Source organism: Planomonospora sp. ID67723, from assembly GCF_015711605.1.
In the GTDB taxonomy this organism is placed as follows: domain Bacteria; phylum Actinomycetota; class Actinomycetes; order Streptosporangiales; family Streptosporangiaceae; genus Planomonospora_A.
In genome coordinates this window covers 1,031,703-1,049,531 of record NZ_JABTEZ010000002.1, presented here as the reverse complement: position 1 = coordinate 1,049,531, position 17,829 = coordinate 1,031,703, and the positions used below count along the sequence as shown (strand labels likewise).

The 17,829-nt window shown below is 73.3% G+C and carries 13 protein-coding genes; 8 read left to right on the top strand and 5 right to left on the bottom strand.

All coding sequences use genetic code 11. The annotated features are described in order from the left end of the window. Positions 1–351: 351 nt before the first annotated feature. From HS041_RS17365 to HS041_RS17345, 5 genes are read left to right on the top strand one after another with little or no spacing between them, the layout of a single operon-like run. Entirely contained in the window at positions 352–2,469 is a 2,118-nt protein-coding gene (locus HS041_RS17365) for a serine/threonine protein kinase (protein ID WP_196441711.1), read from the top strand. 52 nt (positions 2,470–2,521) lie between these two features. After that, entirely contained in the window at positions 2,522–4,402 is a 1,881-nt protein-coding gene (locus HS041_RS17360) for a serine/threonine-protein kinase (RefSeq protein ID WP_196441710.1), read from the top strand. After that, positions 4,399–5,253, top strand: a complete 855-nt coding sequence (locus HS041_RS17355) for an AraC family transcriptional regulator (protein ID WP_307845339.1) — start codon at positions 4,399–4,401, stop codon at positions 5,251–5,253. The genes HS041_RS17360 and HS041_RS17355 overlap by 4 nt, the downstream gene beginning before the upstream one ends. Positions 5,254–5,263: 10 nt before the next feature. After that, complete coding sequence (locus HS041_RS17350) at positions 5,264–5,944, top strand: AzlC family ABC transporter permease (protein WP_196441709.1); 681 nt, start codon at positions 5,264–5,266, stop codon at positions 5,942–5,944. Positions 5,945–5,984: 40 nt separating this feature from the next. Beyond that, positions 5,985–6,296 (top strand): AzlD domain-containing protein, encoded by a 312-nt coding sequence (locus HS041_RS17345; protein WP_196441708.1) that lies wholly within the window; start codon positions 5,985–5,987, stop codon positions 6,294–6,296. Here the strand turns inward: HS041_RS17345 and HS041_RS17340 are convergent. Next, entirely contained in the window at positions 6,265–7,500 is a 1,236-nt protein-coding gene (locus HS041_RS17340; protein ID WP_196441707.1) for a sensor histidine kinase, read from the bottom strand. The two genes, HS041_RS17345 and HS041_RS17340, sit on opposite strands and share 32 nt — an antisense overlap. Further along, a complete protein-coding gene (locus HS041_RS17335) occupies positions 7,500–8,186 on the bottom strand; it encodes a response regulator transcription factor (RefSeq protein WP_196441706.1) in 687 nt (228 codons plus the stop codon). Before HS041_RS17335 ends, HS041_RS17340 begins: the two co-directional genes overlap by 1 nt. A 120-nt stretch (positions 8,187–8,306) precedes the next feature. On the opposite strand from HS041_RS17335, the gene HS041_RS17330 reads away from it, so the two are divergent. Then, positions 8,307–10,493: an MMPL family transporter gene (locus tag HS041_RS17330; protein ID WP_196441705.1), complete on the top strand. Its 2,187-nt coding sequence runs from the start codon at positions 8,307–8,309 to the stop codon at positions 10,491–10,493. A 102-nt stretch (positions 10,494–10,595) separates the two neighbouring features. Further along, on the top strand, positions 10,596–12,167 hold the full coding sequence (locus HS041_RS17325) for a protein kinase domain-containing protein (RefSeq protein ID WP_196441704.1): 1,572 nt from the start codon (positions 10,596–10,598) through the stop codon (positions 12,165–12,167). A 72-nt stretch (positions 12,168–12,239) separates the two neighbouring features. On the opposite strand, the gene HS041_RS17320 is transcribed toward HS041_RS17325, so the two are convergent. Genes HS041_RS17320 through HS041_RS17310 form a run of 3 tightly spaced genes read right to left on the bottom strand, consistent with a single transcriptional unit; the run spans position 12,240 to position 14,144 of the window. Next, entirely contained in the window at positions 12,240–13,169 is a 930-nt protein-coding gene (locus tag HS041_RS17320; RefSeq protein WP_196441703.1) for an RluA family pseudouridine synthase, read from the bottom strand. Further along, positions 13,162–13,725, bottom strand: coding sequence for a signal peptidase II (locus HS041_RS17315; protein ID WP_307845338.1), 564 nt, complete (start codon positions 13,723–13,725; stop codon positions 13,162–13,164). Before HS041_RS17315 ends, HS041_RS17320 begins: the two co-directional genes overlap by 8 nt. Positions 13,726–13,736: 11 nt before the next feature. Next, complete coding sequence (locus HS041_RS17310) at positions 13,737–14,144, bottom strand: TraR/DksA family transcriptional regulator (RefSeq protein WP_374058865.1); 408 nt, start codon at positions 14,142–14,144, stop codon at positions 13,737–13,739. Positions 14,145–14,613: 469 nt separating this feature from the next. On the opposite strand from HS041_RS17310, the gene ileS reads away from it, so the two are divergent. Further along, positions 14,614–17,778, top strand: a complete 3,165-nt coding sequence (ileS, locus tag HS041_RS17305) for an isoleucine--tRNA ligase (protein WP_196441701.1) — start codon at positions 14,614–14,616, stop codon at positions 17,776–17,778. The last annotated feature ends 51 nt before the right edge of the window (positions 17,779–17,829 follow it).

Genomic DNA, 17,829 nt, shown 5'->3' with positions numbered 1-17,829 from the left:
TCAGCCGGCGCGCGCTCCGCGGGCCGGCGAATCGTAAGAAACACAAAAGGCAGAGACTCGGGCGTCTCTGCCTTTGCCGGCTCCGGTTGGTCGCTAGGTCACGTGCTCACGACCGGCTCCCCGGAGCCGGCTCGATAAACGCGAAAGAGCGATTCATGCCGTCAACCATAGGCCATCACCTCGCCACACGCCACTCAGTGGACAGGCGTCTCACATCGTGGATGCATGCTCGATGGACGGCGCGCGGGGCGCGAGTCCCCGGGGGAGGAGGTTCTGACCGGGCGAGAGGTCTGGACGGATCCCTGTTTATGGGAGGATCTCCTTCACTGTGAGGGAGGTTTGGAGCTGGTGATGCAGTCGGATGGGCACCAGGAAGAGCGACGTGTCGCAGGCCGCTACCGCCTCCTGGAACCCATCGGGCGGGGCGGGATGGGCACGGTCTGGAAGGCTCACGACGAGCTTCTCGACCGGACCGTCGCGGTCAAGGAGGTCCGCTACTCCGCCGCCCTCGGTGAGGACGTCCAGACCCTTAACCAGCGCATGATGCGCGAGGCCCGCGCGGCCGCCCGGCTCTCCCACCCGAACGTCGTGGTCGTCTACGACGTGATCGAGGAGAACGAGCAGCCCTGGATCGTCATGCAGCTGGTGCAGTCCCGCTCGCTGGGCCAGGTGCTGCGCGAGGACGGACCGCTCCCGCCCCGGCGGGTCGCCGAGATCGGGCTCGCCCTGCTGGAGGCGCTGCACAGCGCGCACGACGCCGGGGTGCTGCACCGCGACGTCAAGCCGGAGAACGTGCTGCTCGCCCAGAACGGCAGGGTGGTGCTGACCGACTTCGGCATCGCCAAGCTGGACTCCGAGAACACGCTGACCATGACCGGCGTGGCGGGAACGCCCGCGTTCATCGCGCCGGAGCGGCTGCGCGGCCTGCCCGCCCGCCGGGAGTCGGACCTGTGGTCGCTCGGCGCGACCCTGTACGCGGCGGTGGAGGGCAGGTCCCCGCACGACCGCAAGATGCCCCTGCCCACCATGCACTCGGTCATGACCGACCCGCCGGACCCGGCGCGCAACGCCGGCCCGCTCCTGCCGGTGCTCGAAGGCCTGCTCCGCAAGGAGCCCGTCCAGCGGCTCACCTACGCGGAGGCCTCCGCCATGCTGCGGAAGGTGGCCGAGGGCCGCGCCTCCACGCAGCCGTGGTCGATCTCACAGGTCCCGTCCGCCTCCGCGCCCGCCCTCGCCGACCCTCCCGCGGGGGCGGAGCGGCGCAAGCCGTACGAACCGGTGCCGCCCCGCAAGCGGACACCGTCAGGCGCCGAGGGAGAGAAGCGGGCCGCCCCCTCCGGTGCGGAACGGCCGGCCCCGCCCGCAGGCGGGAAGCCGCCGGCGCGGGGGGAGGCCGGACCGGGCCCGGCGGCTGCCGGCATCCCGCAGACCGGGCAGGTCGCCAAGCTGCCGCCCCCGGGCGCCGTCGCGCCCGACGCGGGTCGGGCCGCCCCGTCCGGCGCGGCGGAGGAGACTCCCTCCGTCGCGCAGACGCCGCCCGTCGCCTCGGAGACACCCCCTGACGCGCCTTCCTCCGCCACGAGGAAGTACGTCAAGGACCTCGCGGCCGACTCTCCCCCGGCCGGCTCCGCCTCGCCGGACTCCCCCGCTCCCGGCCCCGTCCCGCCGGTCCCGCAGTCCGTCCCCGAGCCGGCGGGGCACGGCCCGGCCCAGCTCGACCAGGAGCGGACCAGGCTCGGGATGCTGCCTCCCTCCAGGGTCCGGCGCGTGCTGCCCGTGATCCTGGTGGCGCTGGTCGTCGTGGCCGCGCTGGGCGTCTGGATCGGCATGAACAGCGACACGCCCGGCGTGGCCGGACAGCGGGACCGGAACACGGCCGAACCCGGGGAGAGCCCTTCGGAGGGCGCGGAGACCGAGAAGGGTTCCGATCCCGGGAAGAGCTCGGACTCCGGCAAGAGCCCGAGCCCCGAGGAGGGCTCGGCCGAGCCCACGCCGACCCCGTCGAAGACCACCGGGAAGAAGAAGGACAAGCTCCCCTCCGGCTGGCACCTGCACAAGGACCGCAACGGCTTCTCCATCGGCCTGCCCAAGGGGTGGGGCGTGGACCGGCGCCCGGGACCGCAGGTGTGGTTCCGCGGCCCCGACCGGGTGAGCTTCGTCATGGTCGAGTACACCGACAGCCCGGGCAAGGACGCCAAGGAGGACTGGGAGAAGCAGGAGCCGACCACCCGCGCCACGCTCCGCGGCTACGAGCGGATCCGGATCGACAGGGTCGACTACATGGAGAACGCCGCCGACTGGGAGTTCACCTGGCAGATGTCCTCCGGCAAGGCACGGGTGCTCAACCGGGGGTTCATCACCAAGGGCGGCCGGGGATACGCGATCTACTGGCACACCCTCGCGTCGAAGTGGGACGAGAGCCTGCACCTGTTCGAGGGGTTCACCGCGACCTTCTCATCGAAAAAGTGATGTTCGGCCCGACCGGCTACGATTCGTGAGCTTGGGAGGGGGATCGAAAGCTATGACCGAACGGAGGGTCGCGGGCCGCTACCACCTGCTCGAACCCATCGGAGAGGGCGGGATGGGCGTCGTCTGGCGCGCCCACGACGAGCTGCTCGACAGGGTCGTTGCGGTCAAGGAGGTCCGCTACCGCGGGGTCGACGAGGCCACACAGGACGAGCTGAACCGGCGGACCATCCGGGAGGCGAAGACCGCCGGGCGGCTCGACCACCCATCCGTGATCATCGTGCACGATGTGATCGAGGAGGGCGGGCGGCCCTGGATCGTCATGCAGCTGGTGCGCTCGCGCTCGCTGGGCGAGGTCGTCCGCGAGCGCGGCCCGCTGCCCCCCGGGCGGGTGGCGTCCGTCGGGCTGAGCGTGCTGAGCGCGCTGCGCGCCGCGCACGCCGCCGGGATCCTGCACCGCGACGTCAAACCGGAGAACGTGCTGCTGGCCGATGACGACCGGGTGGTGCTGACCGACTTCGGCATCGCCGCCACGACGCAGGAGCCGGGGATCACCCGGACGGGCGGGATGGTCGGCACGCCGGCCTTCCTGCCGCCGGAGCGGCTGCACGGGCTGCCCGCCGGGCCGGAGTCGGACCTGTGGTCGCTCGGCGCGACGCTGTACGCCGCGCTGGAGGGGCACCCGCCCTTCCAGCGCCCGACGGCCGCCGCGACCATGATGGCCGTCCTGCAGGGCGAGCCCGGCCCGATGACCCACGGCGGCCCCCTGTCCACGGCGATCCTCGGTCTGATGACCAGGGATCCGGCCGCCCGCATGGGCGCGGCGGAGGCCGAGGTCCTGCTCGCCCGCGCCGCCGGCCGGCCCCTGCCCGGCGACATCCCGCCGTCCCGGGAACCGGCCCGTCCCGTGCCGCCCCCGCACGGCACGCAACCGTGGGAACCGGGCCGCGAGCCCGGTGGCGACGAACCCCGGCCCCGGCACATCCACCCGGCCGGACCGGGGGAACCCGGACCGGGACCGTTCCCGCCGCAGTCCGCCCACCTCGGGCACACGCCCCATCCGCCCAGGCCCGCCCAGACGCCGTACCCGTCCCGGTCCGGGCGACCGCCGCACCCCGGCGAACCCGCCGCCCAGGTGCGGCCGGAGCACTCCGACGCACCGGTCCGCACCGGGCGGACGGCGCACTCGGTCGGGCCCGTGCACCCCTGGCCCCTCCCGCCCCCGGACGGTCCCGCGCACCCTGGCGAGCCCTCGCACCGGGGATCCCCGACGCTGTCGGACCATCCCGCCCACGCCGGGGATCCCCGGCACGCCCCCCGGCAGAGGGGCAGGCGGGTGGCGCTCATGGTCGGGGTACCGGTGCTCGCGCTCGCGGCCGGAGCGGGCGGCTGGCTGGTCCTGCAGGACCGCGCGGCGGGGACGGCCGTCGTCTCCACGACAGAGGGTCCCACCGGCGGCCCCGTCAGCCCTCCGGCGACTCCCTCCGGCGACCCGGTGGTCCCGAAGGGCTGGCGGCTGCACGAGGACCCGCTGGGCTTCAGCCTCGCCATCCCGCGCACCTGGAGCGTCAAACGGTTCTCCGGCCGCGACCGGGTGGAGTTCCGGGCACCGGGATCGGCCGCCTTCCTGTGGGTCGAATCGACCGAGGACCCCGAGACGGACCCGGTCGAGCACTGGGAGAAGGTCGAGGAGGGCGGCACGGCCGACGGCGTCTGGCCGGGCTACGAGCGGATCTCCATCACCCCGCTGACCTACCTGGACAGGCCCGCCGCCGACTGGGAGTTCACCTTCCGGCGTGACGGCGTGCCGGTCCGCGTCCTGGACCGGGGGTTCCGCACCGCCGACGGCACGCCGTACGCCATCTACTGGGAGAGCCCGGAGGCCACCTGGGACCGGGCGCCCTTCGACCGGCTCGTCAAGACTTTCCGGCCGTGAGCGCGGGAGAGGCCGCACGGTTCTGGCGGAGTCCGGGGTTGCCGGGAGTGGACCTGCTCAAGGCCCGCTACGTCACGCACCGGTTCACCCGGCACGTGCACGAGGGGTACGCCATCGGGGTCATCCTGTCCGGGGTCGAGGAGTTCGACTACCGGGGCGCCCGGCACCGCGCCGGGACGGGCGCCGTGGTCCTGGTCGACCCCGACCAGGTGCACAACGGCCAGGCCGGGGTGCCGGACGGCTGGGCCTACCGGATGCTCTACCCGTCCGTCCAGGTGATCACCGAGATCGCCGGGGAACTGCTGGCCGGGAGGGGCACGCCGTACTTCCCGGAGGCCGTGCTGTCCGGCGGGGCGGGCTCGCGCGCCGCCGCCCTGCTGCGCGCCGCGCACAGCGCCGCCGAGCACGGCGACGACCTGGCCTCCTCCACCCTCGCCCGTACGGCCTTCGGCGCGCTGGTCCGCCACCACGCCGCCCACCGCCCGGCCAGGCCGCAGCCGCCCTCCGGGGGCCACGCGGTACGGCTGGCGCGGGAGATCCTGCACGAGCGCCTGATCGACCCTCCGACGCTGGAGGACCTGGCGCGGGCGGTGGAGGTGCGGCCCTTCACCCTGATCCGCGCGTTCAAGGCCGCCACCGGCCTCCCGCCGCACGCCTACCTGAACACGCTCCGGGTGCGGCAGGCCCGCTCCCTGCTCGACTCCGGGACACCGGCCGCCCAGGTCGCCGCCGAAGTCGGGTTCGCCGACCAGGCCCATCTGAACAGGCATTTCAAGCGGATCATGGGCGTGCCTCCGGCCGCCTACCAGCGCGCAGGAACGTACAAGACCCCGCCGACGAACCGGACATAACCTCACTTCCATGGAAACAACCACTCGTTCCTCTGCCATCAGGGACGGGCTGGGCGTGGGACTCGCAGTCGGGCTCTCCGGGCTGGCCTTCGGAGCCGCCGCGGTCACCGCCGGGCTGAGTGTGGCCCAGGCGTGCGTGCTGAGCCTGTTCGCCTTCACCGGGGCCTCCCAGTTCGCGCTGGCCGGGGTGGTGGCGGGCGGCGGCAGCCTCATCGCGGGTGCCGCGGGCGCGCTGCTGCTCGGCGTCCGCAACACCCTGTACGGCCTGCGCCTGGCGGACCTGCTCGATGCCCGGGGCTGGCGCCGCCTCCCCGTGGCGCAGGGGGTGATCGACGAGACCACGGCGGTGGCGCTGGCCCAGCCCGACGGGGAGTCGGCCAGAACCGGCTTCCTCGTCACGTTCGCCAGTCTCTATCTCACCTGGAACGCCACCACCCTGCTCGGCGCGCTCGGCACCTCCCAGGTCGCCGACCCCGCGGTGTTCGGCCTGGACGCGGTGGGCCCGGCGACGTTCCTCGCCATCCTGTGGCCCCGGCTGACCGCGGACGATCCGGAGACCCGGTCCCTGCGGGCCGTGGCCGCTGCCGGGATCGCGGTCGCGCTGGCCGCGACCCCGTTCACCCCGCCGGGCGTGCCCGTGCTGCTGGCTGCCCTACCCGTGCTCGCCCTGGTCCTGAGGAGGCCGCGATGACCCGCCGTCCTGCATCCCCCCGCCCCCGGGGAGGTCTCGGATGAGCGTGTGGCAGGCCGTCGTGGCCGTCTGTCTGGGCTGCTACGCCCTGAAGCTGGCCGGGCTCTCGGCGCCGCGCCGCGTTCTCGACCACCCGGGCGTGCGGCGTTTCGCCGCGCTGGTCCCGGTGGCGCTGCTGGCCGCGCTGATCGCGGTGCAGGCCTTCACGCACGGACAGGCCCTGCACCTGGACTGGCCGCGCACCGCCGGGCTCGGGGCGGCCGTGGTCGCGCTGCTGCTGCGCGCGCCGTTCCTGGTGGTCCTCGCGGCGGCGGCCGCCGTCACGGCGCTGCTCCGCCTGGCCGGCCTGTGAGCGGGATCACCACGCGGAAGACGGCGCCCCCGCCGGGGCGGGAGTCCGCCTCGGCACGGCCTCCGTGGGCGGCGGCGACCGCGGCCACGATGGACAGTCCCAGTCCGGCTCCGCCCTGGTCGCGGCCCTCGCCCCGGGTGTGGCCGGAGCGGTAGAAGCGCTCGAAGACCAGCGTCCGCTGCTCCCGGGTGAGGCCGGGCCCCTCGTCGGCGACCTCGATCACCGCCTCCCCGCCCGCCCGCCGTACCCGGACGGTGGCCGGAGCGGCCGGCGGGGTGTGGGCGAGCACGTTGGCCAGCAGGTTGCCGACCGCCTGGCGGAGCCGGGCCGCGTCGCCGGTCACCTCGACCGGTCCGCCGTGCTCGGCCGAGATCGGGCGGTCCGGCTCGATGGCGAGGGTGTCGGCCACCGCGTCGGCCACCAGCCCGGTCAGCTCGACCGGGGCGCGTTCCAGCGGGCGTCCCTGGTCCAGGCGGGCGAGCAGGAGCATCTCGTCCACCAGCGCTCCCATCCGGGCCGCCTCCGCCTCGATCCTGTGCATGGCCTTGGCGAGGTCCTCCGGGCGGGTGTCCGCGCCGCGCCGGAACAGCTCGGCGTAGCCGCGGATGGTGGCGAGGGGCGTGCGCAGTTCGTGGGAGGCGTCGGCGACGAAGCGGCGCAGCCGGTCCCTCGACTCCTCCCGTTCCCGGAACGCCCCCTCGATCTGGCCGAGCATCGCGTTGAGCGCGTGGCCGAGGCGGCCCACCTCGCCGCCGGCCGGGGCCGCCTCGATCCGGCGGTCGAGGTCGCCCGCGCCGATGTCCGCCGCCGTCTCCACGATCCGGTCCAGCGGGCGAAGCCCCCGGCGGACCAGGTGCGCGGCCAGCAGGGTCAGGCAGAGCAGCGCCACCGCCGATGAGACGATCATGACGCGGGCGACGCGGCCGGTCAGCTCGTCGGAGGCCGCGAGCAGGGCCTGCGGGGTGTCCATCGCCAGCAGCCTGGCGCCGTTGTGCCCGCGCCAGTCCTGCAGCGCCCCGAAGGTGGCCCCGGCGACCGTACCGAGGGCCAGGGCGACCAGGCCGACGACCGTCACGACCAGCCGGCCGCGCAGGGAGGCCGGCAGCCGGGGACGGAGGGTCCCGGGGAACCGCCGGGCCCGGCTGGACGCGGAGGGGCCGGGGGACACCGCAGGGGGGGCGGACGCGGCGGAGCGGGGCGGCATCAGTCTTCCCGGGGCAGGCGCAGGACGTAGCCCACGCGGGGCACGGTGTGGATGAGGGGCGGTCCTGAGGAGTCGACCTTGCGGCGCAGGTAGCTGATGTAGGTCTGCACGACGCCGTCGTTGCCGCCGAAGTCGTACTCCCACACGTGGTCGAGGATCTGCCGCTTGGAGACCAGCCTGCCCGCGTTGGCGGTCAGGAAGCGCAGCAGCTTGAACTCCGTGGGGGTCAGGTCGACACGCCGCCCGCCCCGCCAGACCTCGTAGGCGTCCTCGTCGATGACGAGGTCGGCGAAGGTCGTGCGGCCGGTCTCCGGCCCGGCGCGCTCCGTCCGGCGCAGCACCGCCCGGATCCGGGCGATCAGCTCCTCCAGGCTGAACGGCTTGGTGACGTAGTCGTCCCCGCCCGCGGTCAGCCCGCCGATCTTGTTCTCGGTCGCGTCGAGGGCCGTGAGGAACACCACCGGCACCTCCGACCCGGAGGCCCGGATCCTGCGGCACACCTCCGTCCCGAGCACGTCGGGCAGCATCACGTCCAGGACGATCAGGTCCGGGCGGAAGACGTCCGCCGTCGACACCGCCGCCGCGCCCGTCCCCGCGATCGCCGTCTCGAAGCCCTCGTACCGCAGGGCGGTGGCGACGAGGTCGGCGAGGTAGGGCTCATCGTCTACGACCAATATGCGGCTCACCCCGCCAGTCTCCCCCCTCCGATCTTCAAAAGGTCTTAGAGAACTCTGTGAAACGAGATTCACAGAGCGCTCCGAGGACGGGCACACGCCCGCCGAAGATCGCCCTGGTGCGCTGAGGGCATGCAGAGACTCTCGGCCTTCGTCCTGAGGCACAAGCGGCTGGTCGCGGTGCTGACCGCGGTCGCCTTCCTGGCGGGCCTGGGCGCGACCCCGTTCGCGATCCAGCGCCTGTCCGAGGAGTACGCCCACCCCGGGATGCCCGCCTTCGACGCCAACCGGGAAATCGTCAGAATCTACGGCAGCGGCGGCTACCAGCGGCCGTTCGTCCCGGTCGTGGTCCTGCCCGACGGCATGCGGGTGGAGGAGCACAAGGAGATGATCGGCAGGGCGTTCGCGGCCGTGTCGGCGAAGCTGCCCCGGGCCCGCGTGGTCTCCTACGCCGACACCGGCGACATGCGACTCGTCGGCTCCGACGGCCGGACCACGTTCGGGCTCGTCTTCCCCGGCACCTACTCCGACGGCAGCCCGCCGGGCGGCGGCCTGGGCGAGACACCCGACGAGAGCCCCGTGATCACGGAGGCGATGTCCGCGGTCCTGCCGCGGGGCGGCACCGTGCGCGTCACCGGCCTGGACGCCCTCGCGCCGAGCGTGGACGCGGGCGGCGTCGACGTCCCTTCCAAGATCGGCATCGGTGTGGCCGCCGCCGTGATCGTGCTGTTCCTGGTCTTCCGCTCGGCCCTGGCGCTCGTGCCGGTCCTCATCTCCGTCCTGGCGATCTTCGTGTCGTTCGTCGTGATCCTGCTGCTGACTCTGGTGATGACCGTGCACGACGTGGCGTTGACCACCATGCCCCTGCTGGGCCTGGGCATCGCCGTCGACTACTCGCTGCTGCTGGTGGCCCGGTGGCGGGAGGAGCAGGCGGGCGGGCACCGCGGCGACGAGGCCGTGCACCGGGCGATGCGGGGGGCCGGGCGCGCGGTGCTGTTCAGCGGCGTCGCGGTCGCGATCGGCCTGGTGACCATGGTGGTGCTGCCGGTGCCGTTCCTGCGCAGCCTCGGCCTGGCCGGAATGATCATCGCGGCGGTGAGCGTGGCCGTCACGCTCACCGTGCTCCCGGTCCTGCTCGCCCTCACCGGGCAGCGCCTGGAGCGCAGGCGCGGCGCGGCGGGGGCCGCGCCGTTCCACCGGGAGGCGCGGGCCGGGCGCGCGTGGTCGGCCTGGGCCCGCGGAGTGGTACGGCTGCGCCGGCCGGCCGCGCTGCTGAGTGGCGGCCTGCTGGTCGCGCTGACCGTCACCGCGCTCGGCGTCAACCTCGGCCTGCCCGAGAGCGGCCGGCTTCGCACCTCCGGCCCCGGCCACGAGGGCCTGGCCGCGCTGCGCCGGGCGGGCATCCCGGCCGGCTCCATCACCCCCTTCGACGCGCTGGTCACCGGCGACCCGGCGCGGGCCGTCGCGCGGATCAGAGGCGTCGAGGGCGTGTCCACCGTGCTGGCGCCGGACAACGCGTCCTGGCGACGGGACGGCACCGCGGTCGTCACCGTGCTGCCGGTCGCGGAGAACGGCGCCGACGCCGGGCAGGCGACCGTCACCCGGGTCCGGGAGACGGCCGGCGCGGACGTCCGGGTCGGCGGCAGCGCCGCGCAGAGCATGGACTTCCAGGCGCAGGCCTACGGGGCCCTCCCCTGGATGCTCGCGCTGATCGCGCTGGCCACGTTCGTGATGCTGGCGCGGGCGTTCCGCTCCCTGCTGCTGCCGCTCAAGGCGATCGCGCTCAATCTGCTCTCCCTGGGCGCGGTGATCGGCGCGATGGTCCTGCTGTGGCAGTTCGGGTGGGGCACCCGCGAGCTGCTCGGCATCCAGCCGACCGGCTCGATCGGCGAGTTCGTGCCCTTGACGATCTTCGCTTTCCTGTACGGCCTCAGCATGGACTACGAGGTGTTCATCCTGTCCAGGATGCGGGAGGAGTACGACTCCTCGGGCGACACCCGTCACGCGGTGATCGAGGGCGTGGGCCGTACCGGGCGACTGGTCACCTCGGCCGCGCTGATCCTGTTCGCCTCCTTCGCCGCGCTGGCCATGACCCCCGAGCTGGACGTGAAGGTGTTCGCCAGCGGCCTGGCCCTGGGCATCCTGCTGGACGCGACCCTCATCCGGGGCGTCCTGGTCCCGGCGGCGGTCGCGATGATGGGCCGCTGGAACTGGTGGCTGCCCGCCTGGGCGGCCCGGCTCCTGCGGGTGGAGCCCTCTCCGCTGAGGCCCGAGCGGCCCGTCCCGCACCGGGAAACGGTGCCGGGACCGGTCTCCTGACCCGCACCGCCGGCGGAGAACCCGCGCCCGAGAACACACTTCTGCACCTGATCACGAGAAAAGTCCGGACTATCCCGACCGATCGTGGGTAGCGGAGGGTTCATGTCCGATCCTCAGGAGCTCATCGGTGACCGGTACCGGCTGCTGGAACACATCGGCCGGGGAGGGATGGGCACGGTCTGGCGGGCGCGGGACGAGGTGCTCGGCCGCGACGTCGCGGTCAAGGAGGTCATCCCCTCCCCCGACCTGACGGGCCCCGAACGCGAGGTCTTCACCGTCCGGACCCTCCGGGAGGCACGCGCCGCCGGGCGGATCGGCCATCCGGGCGTGGCGACGGTCTACGACGTGATCGAGGAGCGCGGGCGGCCGTGGATCGTGATGCAGCTCGTGGAATCCCGGACCCTCGGCGCCGTGATCAGGGAGGACGGCCCGCTGCCCCCCGCCGAGGCGGCCCGGATCGGACTGGACGTGCTGGGGGCCCTGGTCGCCGCGCACCGCGTGGGGGTACTGCACCGCGACGTCAAGCCGGACAACGTGCTGCTGGCGACCGACGGCCGGGCCGTGCTGACCGATTTCGGCATCGCGGTGCTGGAGGGCGATTCCTCGGTGACCAGGACCGGAGCGCTCATCGGCACCCCGGCCTTCATCGCACCGGAACGGGCCAACGGCGGCCCCGCGGAGTTCGCCTCCGACCTGTGGTCGCTCGGCGTGACGCTGTACATGGCGGTCGAGGGGCACTCCCCCTTCCAGCGTGCCCACCCGCTGGCCACGCTCTCGGCGGTCATGCACGAGGCTCCGGCCCCGCTCCGGTTCGCCGGAGCGCTGGGGCCGGTGGTCTCCGGACTGCTCCGCAAGGATCCCGCGCGCCGGATGTCCGCCCATGAGGTGCAGGCGCACCTGGCGGCGATCGTGGCCGGCACCGCGCCGGAGCCCACCGTGCCCATCGACCTGGCCCCGTCGTCCCCGGCCCTGGCCGCCGGGGCGGCGGGCATCCCGGCGATCGCGCAGGGGGCCGCGCCCGCGGCGGGGGTGCGGGACGCACCGTCCGCCGGGCCCGCTCCGGCCGCCGTTCCCGTTCCCGCGGACGACGCACCCGCGCAGCCGGGCGCCGCAGCCCGCGCGGCCGGCCTCGGCTCCCGGCGCCGCTCCATCCTGGCCGGGGCCGCGGCGACGGCCCTCGCCGTCGCCCTGAGCGCCGGAGGGATGGCCTGGGTCACCTCGAGGTCATCCTCCACCGGTGACCCGCTGAGACCGCCCGCCACCTCCGTGAGCATCCCCACCACCGGGCGGACGGCGCCGGCGGAACCCGAGGGGTCGGACACCGCTGTCGACACCGCCACCTCACCCCCCGACACCGGCGGGAGCGGGCCGTCCGCCGGGCCCACCTCGGACGGCCGCACGCAGGACGATCCCGAGCCCTCGGCCAAGCCGTCACGGAAACCCTCGCAGAAACCCTCACAGAAGCCGTCGCAGAAACCCTCGCCGGACCAGCCCGGCGAGGGCTCGGGGGACGACGCGGAGGACGACTCCGGCCAGGGTCCCGGCGAGGGCGGCGACTCCCCCGACCAGGTCGAGCCCGGCAGCGGCCTGAACGCTCACGGCGCCGGTCACCCCGGCGAGGGCGGAAAGCCCGAGAAGGCCTCCAAGGGAGCCAAGAAGCGCGGGAAGGGATAGCGGCCCTCCCCGCAAGGAAGCGTGGCCGCCGCGGAGGAGGCGCATGCCCCCTCTCCGGTGTCCGCCGCAGCCCTACGACTCGCCGCCGACCACCTTCAGCGCGTGGGCCAGGTCGGCGGGGTAGTCGGTGGTGAAGCTGACCCACTCGCCGGTGGCCGGGTGCTCGAACCCCAGGGAGACGGCGTGCAGCCACTGCCGGCTGACGCCCAGGCGCGCGGCCAGCGTCGGGTCCGCGCCGTACAGCATGTCGCCGACGCACGGGTGGCGCAGCGCCGACATGTGCACCCGGATCTGATGGGTCCTGCCGGTCTCCAGCTTGATGTCCAGCAGTGACGCCGCGCGGAACGCCTCGATCGTGTCGTAGTGGGTGACCGAGGGCTTGCCCCCGGCCACGACCGCGAACCGGCCGTCCCCGAACGGGTGACGGTCGATCGGCGCGTCCACGGTGCCGCGTGACGGATCGGGGTGGCCCTGGACCAGCGCGTGGTAGCGCTTTTCCACCGTGCGCTCCTTGAAGGCCCGCTTCAGGTGGGAGTAGGCGTGCTCGCTCTTGGCCACGACCATCGCGCCGGTGGTGTTGGCGTCCAGCCGGTGCACGATGCCCTGGCGCTCGGCGGCGCCGCTGGTGGCCACACGGCGGCCGGTGCCCAGCAGGCCGCCGATCACGGTGGGGCCGGTCCAGCCGGTGGTCGGGTGGGCCGCCACGCCGACGGGTTTGTTGACGACCACGATGTCGTCGTCCTCGTAGACGATCGTCATGCCGGGGATCGGCTCGGGCACGGCGGTGGGCGCGGCGGGCGGCGGCGGCAGGGTCACATCCAGCCAGGCCCCTCCCTGGACCCGGTCGGACTTGGCGGCGGGCGCCCCGTCCACCAGCACGTCCCCGGAAGCGATCAGCTCGGCGGCGCGGGTGCGGGACAGGCCGAACAGGCGGGACAGGGCGGCGTCGAGGCGCTCGCCCTCCAGCCCGTCGGGTACGGGGAGGCTCCGTCGGTCAGCCATCGCTGTTGCGCTCCTTCTGCCCGGTGTCGCGGGTCCCGTCGATCTGGTAGCCCCGCCAGGCGAGGAAGACCGCGAGGATCCCCCCGCAGACGACCCCCGCGTCGGCGATGTTCCAGACCGGGAAGTGCCCCGGGAAGGTCTCGATGAAGTCGACGACATGCCCCTGGAACGGCGAGGGCCGGCCGAAGCCCGAGGGGTACCGGAAGATCCGGTCGGTCAGGTTGCCGAGCGCCCCGCCGAGCAGCAGGCCGAGGGTGACCGCCCACGGCAGGCTGCGCAGGTGGCGGGCGGTCCGCAGGATGGCGATCACCACTCCGGCCGCGACGAACGTGAAGACGATCGTCATGCCGGTGCCGATGCTGAAGGCGGCCCCGGAGTTGAAGATCACCCGGAACTGGAGAAGGTCCGGGATCAGGACGAGCGGTTCCCTGCCCTCCAGGGTCCGCAGCACGATCACCTTCGTGGCCAGGTCCAGGAGATAGACGATCGGCGCGATCGTCGCGAGCACGGCGATCCGCCGCGCTCCGAGCGGGGCGGCCGGGACCCCCCCGCTCACGGCGTCGCCGGTCAGCGGCGCTCCTCCCGCTGCTTGCAGGCCACGCACAGCGTCGCCCTCGGGAACGCCTGCAGGCGCTCCTTGCCGATCGGCTGGTGGCACGATTCGCACACTCCGTAGGTCCCTGCGTCGATCCGGGCGATCGCTCGCTCGTTCTGCGCGACCAGGTCGCGCGCATTCAGGGTAAGGGCGATCTCGCGTTCCCGTTGATACGTCCGGGCCCCGGCGTCGGCCTGATCGTCGCCAGCGCCGTCGGTGACGTCGTTCGACGCGATCTCCGACTCGGCTCTGGCGATCTCGGCGGTCAGGTCGTCGATCTCCGCCGTCAGCCGCCCGCGGACCTCTGAGAGCTCCTCGGCCGTCCACGTCGCCGCGGGACCGTTCTGTGCCGGCACTACCGCGCTATTGTCTGCGCTCACGGTCGTGGCCATGTCGGCCTCCTCACTCGGTCGGACCCCTGCCAGAGCGGTCAGCGGTGCGGGAAGCTTAGGTCGCTCATAACGGAACGGCAAACGCCCCGCTGAGCTCTTTACCAATCCCGTACTATCCCCCCTCTTCCCTCTCATTCCTCCCAGCCTCCGGATATCAGGAAGCCCCGCACGGGCCGCGTGCGTTATCGTTTGAATCCGCAAGGTGTTGACGGGGACGAGTACCTCCGGCCCCCCTCGCACGAGCGACCCGGGGACGGTGTGAGCCCGGGGCGAGGACCGGGGGGAAGATCACCCCTGAGCCGCCGGAAGAACGGCCCCGTCGGGGCCCGGTAGACCCGGCAGCGACCACAAGGAAGAGGGCTTCCGCCTGCGGAGGCCAAGGAGGGTGGTACCGCGGGACCGCGAGGTCTCGTCCCTCCACGCCACTGCCAGCACCAGCGTGGAGGTCCCGTCCCCGATGTCCGCCCATTTCCGTCCCCTTCCCGCGCAGGTCGACCTGCCCGCGCTCGAACACGAGGTGCTCGGCCGCTGGCGGGACGGCAAGATCTTCGAGCGCTCGGTCGAGCAGAACGCCGGCGGCCCCACCTGGGTGTTCTACGAGGGCCCGCCCACCGCCAACGGCATGCCCGGTGTCCACCACATCGAGGCCCGCGTCTTCAAGGACGTCTTCCCCCGCTACAAGTCCATGCGGGGCTACAGCGTGCCCCGCAAGGCCGGCTGGGACTGCCACGGCCTGCCCGTCGAGGTCGGCATCGAGAAAGAGCTCGGCCTGTCCGGCAAGAAGGACATCGAGGCGTACGGCATCGCCGAGTTCAACGCCCGCTGCCGCGAGTCGGTGCTGCGGCACGTGGACGCCTTCGAAGAGATGACCGAGCGGATGGGCTACTGGATCGACCTGTCCCAGGCCTACCGCACGATGGACCCGGCCTACGTCGAGTCCGTCTGGTGGTCGCTCAAAACAATCTTCGACAAGGATCTGCTCTTCCGTGACTTCCGGATCACGCCGTACTGCCCGCGCTGCGGCACCGGCCTGTCCGACCACGAGCTGGGCCAGCCCGGCGGCTACGAGACCGTCTCCAGCCCGTCGGTATACGTCCGGATGCCCGTCCTCTCCGGCCCGCTGGCCGAGCTGGGCGCGTCCCTGCTGATCTGGACCACCACGCCCTGGACGCTGGTGTCCAACACGGCGGTCGCCGTGCACCCCGAGGTGACCTACGTCGCGGCCCGCCCCGCCGGCTCCGACGAGGTGCTGGTCGTCGCCGCGCCGCTGCTGCACGCCGCGCTGGGCGAGGACGCCGAGGTGCTGTCCACCTTCCAGGGCGCCGAGCTGGAGCACACCGCCTACTCGCGGCCGTTCGACCTCGTCGACATCCCCGGCGCGCACTACGTGGTCCTCGGCGACTACGTCACCACCGAGGACGGCACCGGCCTGGTCCACCAGGCCCCCGCCTTCGGCGCCGACGACATGGCGACCTGCAAGCGGTACGGCCTGCCGGTGGTCAACCCGATCGGCCCCGACGGCCGCTTCGCCGACGACGTCCCCCAGGTCGGCGGGCGGTTCTTCAAGGACGCCGACGAGGGCCTGACCGCGGACCTGCGCGAGCGCGGCCTGCTGTACCGGGGCAGCCACTTCGAGCACAGCTACCCGCACTGCTGGCGCTGCCACACCGCACTGCTGTACTACGCCCTGCCCGCCTGGTACATCCGCACCACCGCGATCAAGGACCAGCTCCTCGCCGAGAACGAGAAGACCAGCTGGTTCCCCGAGACGATCAAGTGGGGCCGCTTCGGCGAGTGGCTGCGCAACAACGTCGACTGGTCGCTGTCCCGTTCGCGTTACTGGGGCACCCCGCTGCCGCTGTGGGTCTGCTCCGCCGACGAGTCGCACGTCACCTGCGTCGGCTCGCTGGCCGAGCTGAGCGCGCTGTCCGGCCAGGACGTCTCCGGCCTCGACCCGCACCGCCCCTACGTCGACGACGTCACGCTGCCCTGCCCCTCCTGCGGCGCCGAGGCCCGCCGGGTGCCCGACGTCATCGACGCCTGGTACGACTCGGGCTCGATGCCGTTCGCCCAGTGGGGGGCGCCGTACCAGAATCCCGAGATGCTGGAGAAGGCCTACCCGGCGCAGTTCATCTGCGAGGCGACCGACCAGACCCGCGGCTGGTTCTACTCGCTGATGGCGGTCGGCACGCTGGTCTTCGGCCGCTCCTCCTACGAGAACGTGCTCTGCCTGGGCCTGATCCTCGCCGAGGACGGCCGCAAGATGAGCAAGCACCTGGGCAACGTGCTGGAGCCGATCCCGCTGATGGACCAGCACGGGGCCGACGCCCTGCGCTGGTACATGGCGTGCTCCGGCTCGCCGTGGGCGGCCCGCCGGGTCGGCCACGCGGCCCTGGAGGAGATCGTCAGCAAGGTCCTGCGGACCTACTGGAGCACCGCGTCGTTCCTCACCCTCTACGCCGGGGCGGAGTCCTGGTCGCCGGCGCAGGCGGCGCAGGCCCCCGCCTACGGCGAGCGGCCGGCGATCGACCGCTGGGCCCTGGCGGAGCTGCACCGTACGGTGGCCGAGGTCACCGCCGCCCTGGACGACTTCGACACCGCCCGGGCCGGGCGGCGGCTGAGCGAGTTCCTCGACGACCTGTCCAACTGGTACGTGCGCCGCTCCCGCCGCCGGTTCTGGTCGGGCGACACCACCGCCTTCGCCACCCTGTACGAATGCCTGGAGACGGTGACCCGCCTGATGGCTCCGGTGGCACCGTTCATCACCGACTACGTCTGGGACGTGCTGCGCTCCGACGAGAGCCCCGTCTCGGTCCACCTGGACACCTGGCCGTCGGTCAAGGAAGAGGCGCTGGACCCGGCGCTGCTGGAGCAGATGGCGCTGGTGCGCCGCCTGGTGGACCTGGGCCGCTCGGCCCGCGCCTCCAGCGGCGTCAGGAACCGCCAGCCGCTTCGCCGCGCACTGGTGGGCGCGCCCGGCTGGGCCTCCCTCTCCCCCGAGCTGCGCCGCCTGATCGCCGAGGAGCTCAACGTGCAGGACCTGGAGGACCTGTCCGGGTTCTCCGCCGACCTGATCTCCTTCACGGTCAAGCCCAACTTCCGGGCGCTGGGCAAGCGGTTCGGCTCGCAGACGAAACTGGTCGCCGCGGCCGTCTCGGCGGCCGACGCCACCGGGATCGCCCTCGCTCTGCGTTCCGGATCGCCGGTCTCGATGGAGGCCGGGGAGCTGGGCTCGGTCGAGCTGACCGCCGACGACGTGATCGTCACCGAGCAGCCCAAGTCCGGCTGGGCCGTGGAGAGGGGGGCCGTCGACACCGGCACCGGCGAGACCGTCGCCCTGGATCTGGCCATCACCGACGAGCTGCGCCGCGCCGGCCTCATCCGCGACGTGATCCGCCTGGTCCAGGAGGCCCGCAAGTCCACCGGTCTGGCCATCGCCGACCGGATCGACCTGTGGTGGTCCGCCACCGACGCCGACCTGGCCGAGGCCCTGCGTGAGCAGGGCGGCACCGTGGCCGACGAGGTGCTCGCCCTCTCGCTCACCGAGGGCGTCGCCGAGGGCCTCCCCTCCCACCAGGACGCCGATCTCGGTCTCACCTTCCAGCTGCGCCGTACCGCCTGACGGAAGAGGGCCGTACCACCGGACGGGCAAGGGCCCCGGGGGTCTCCCCGG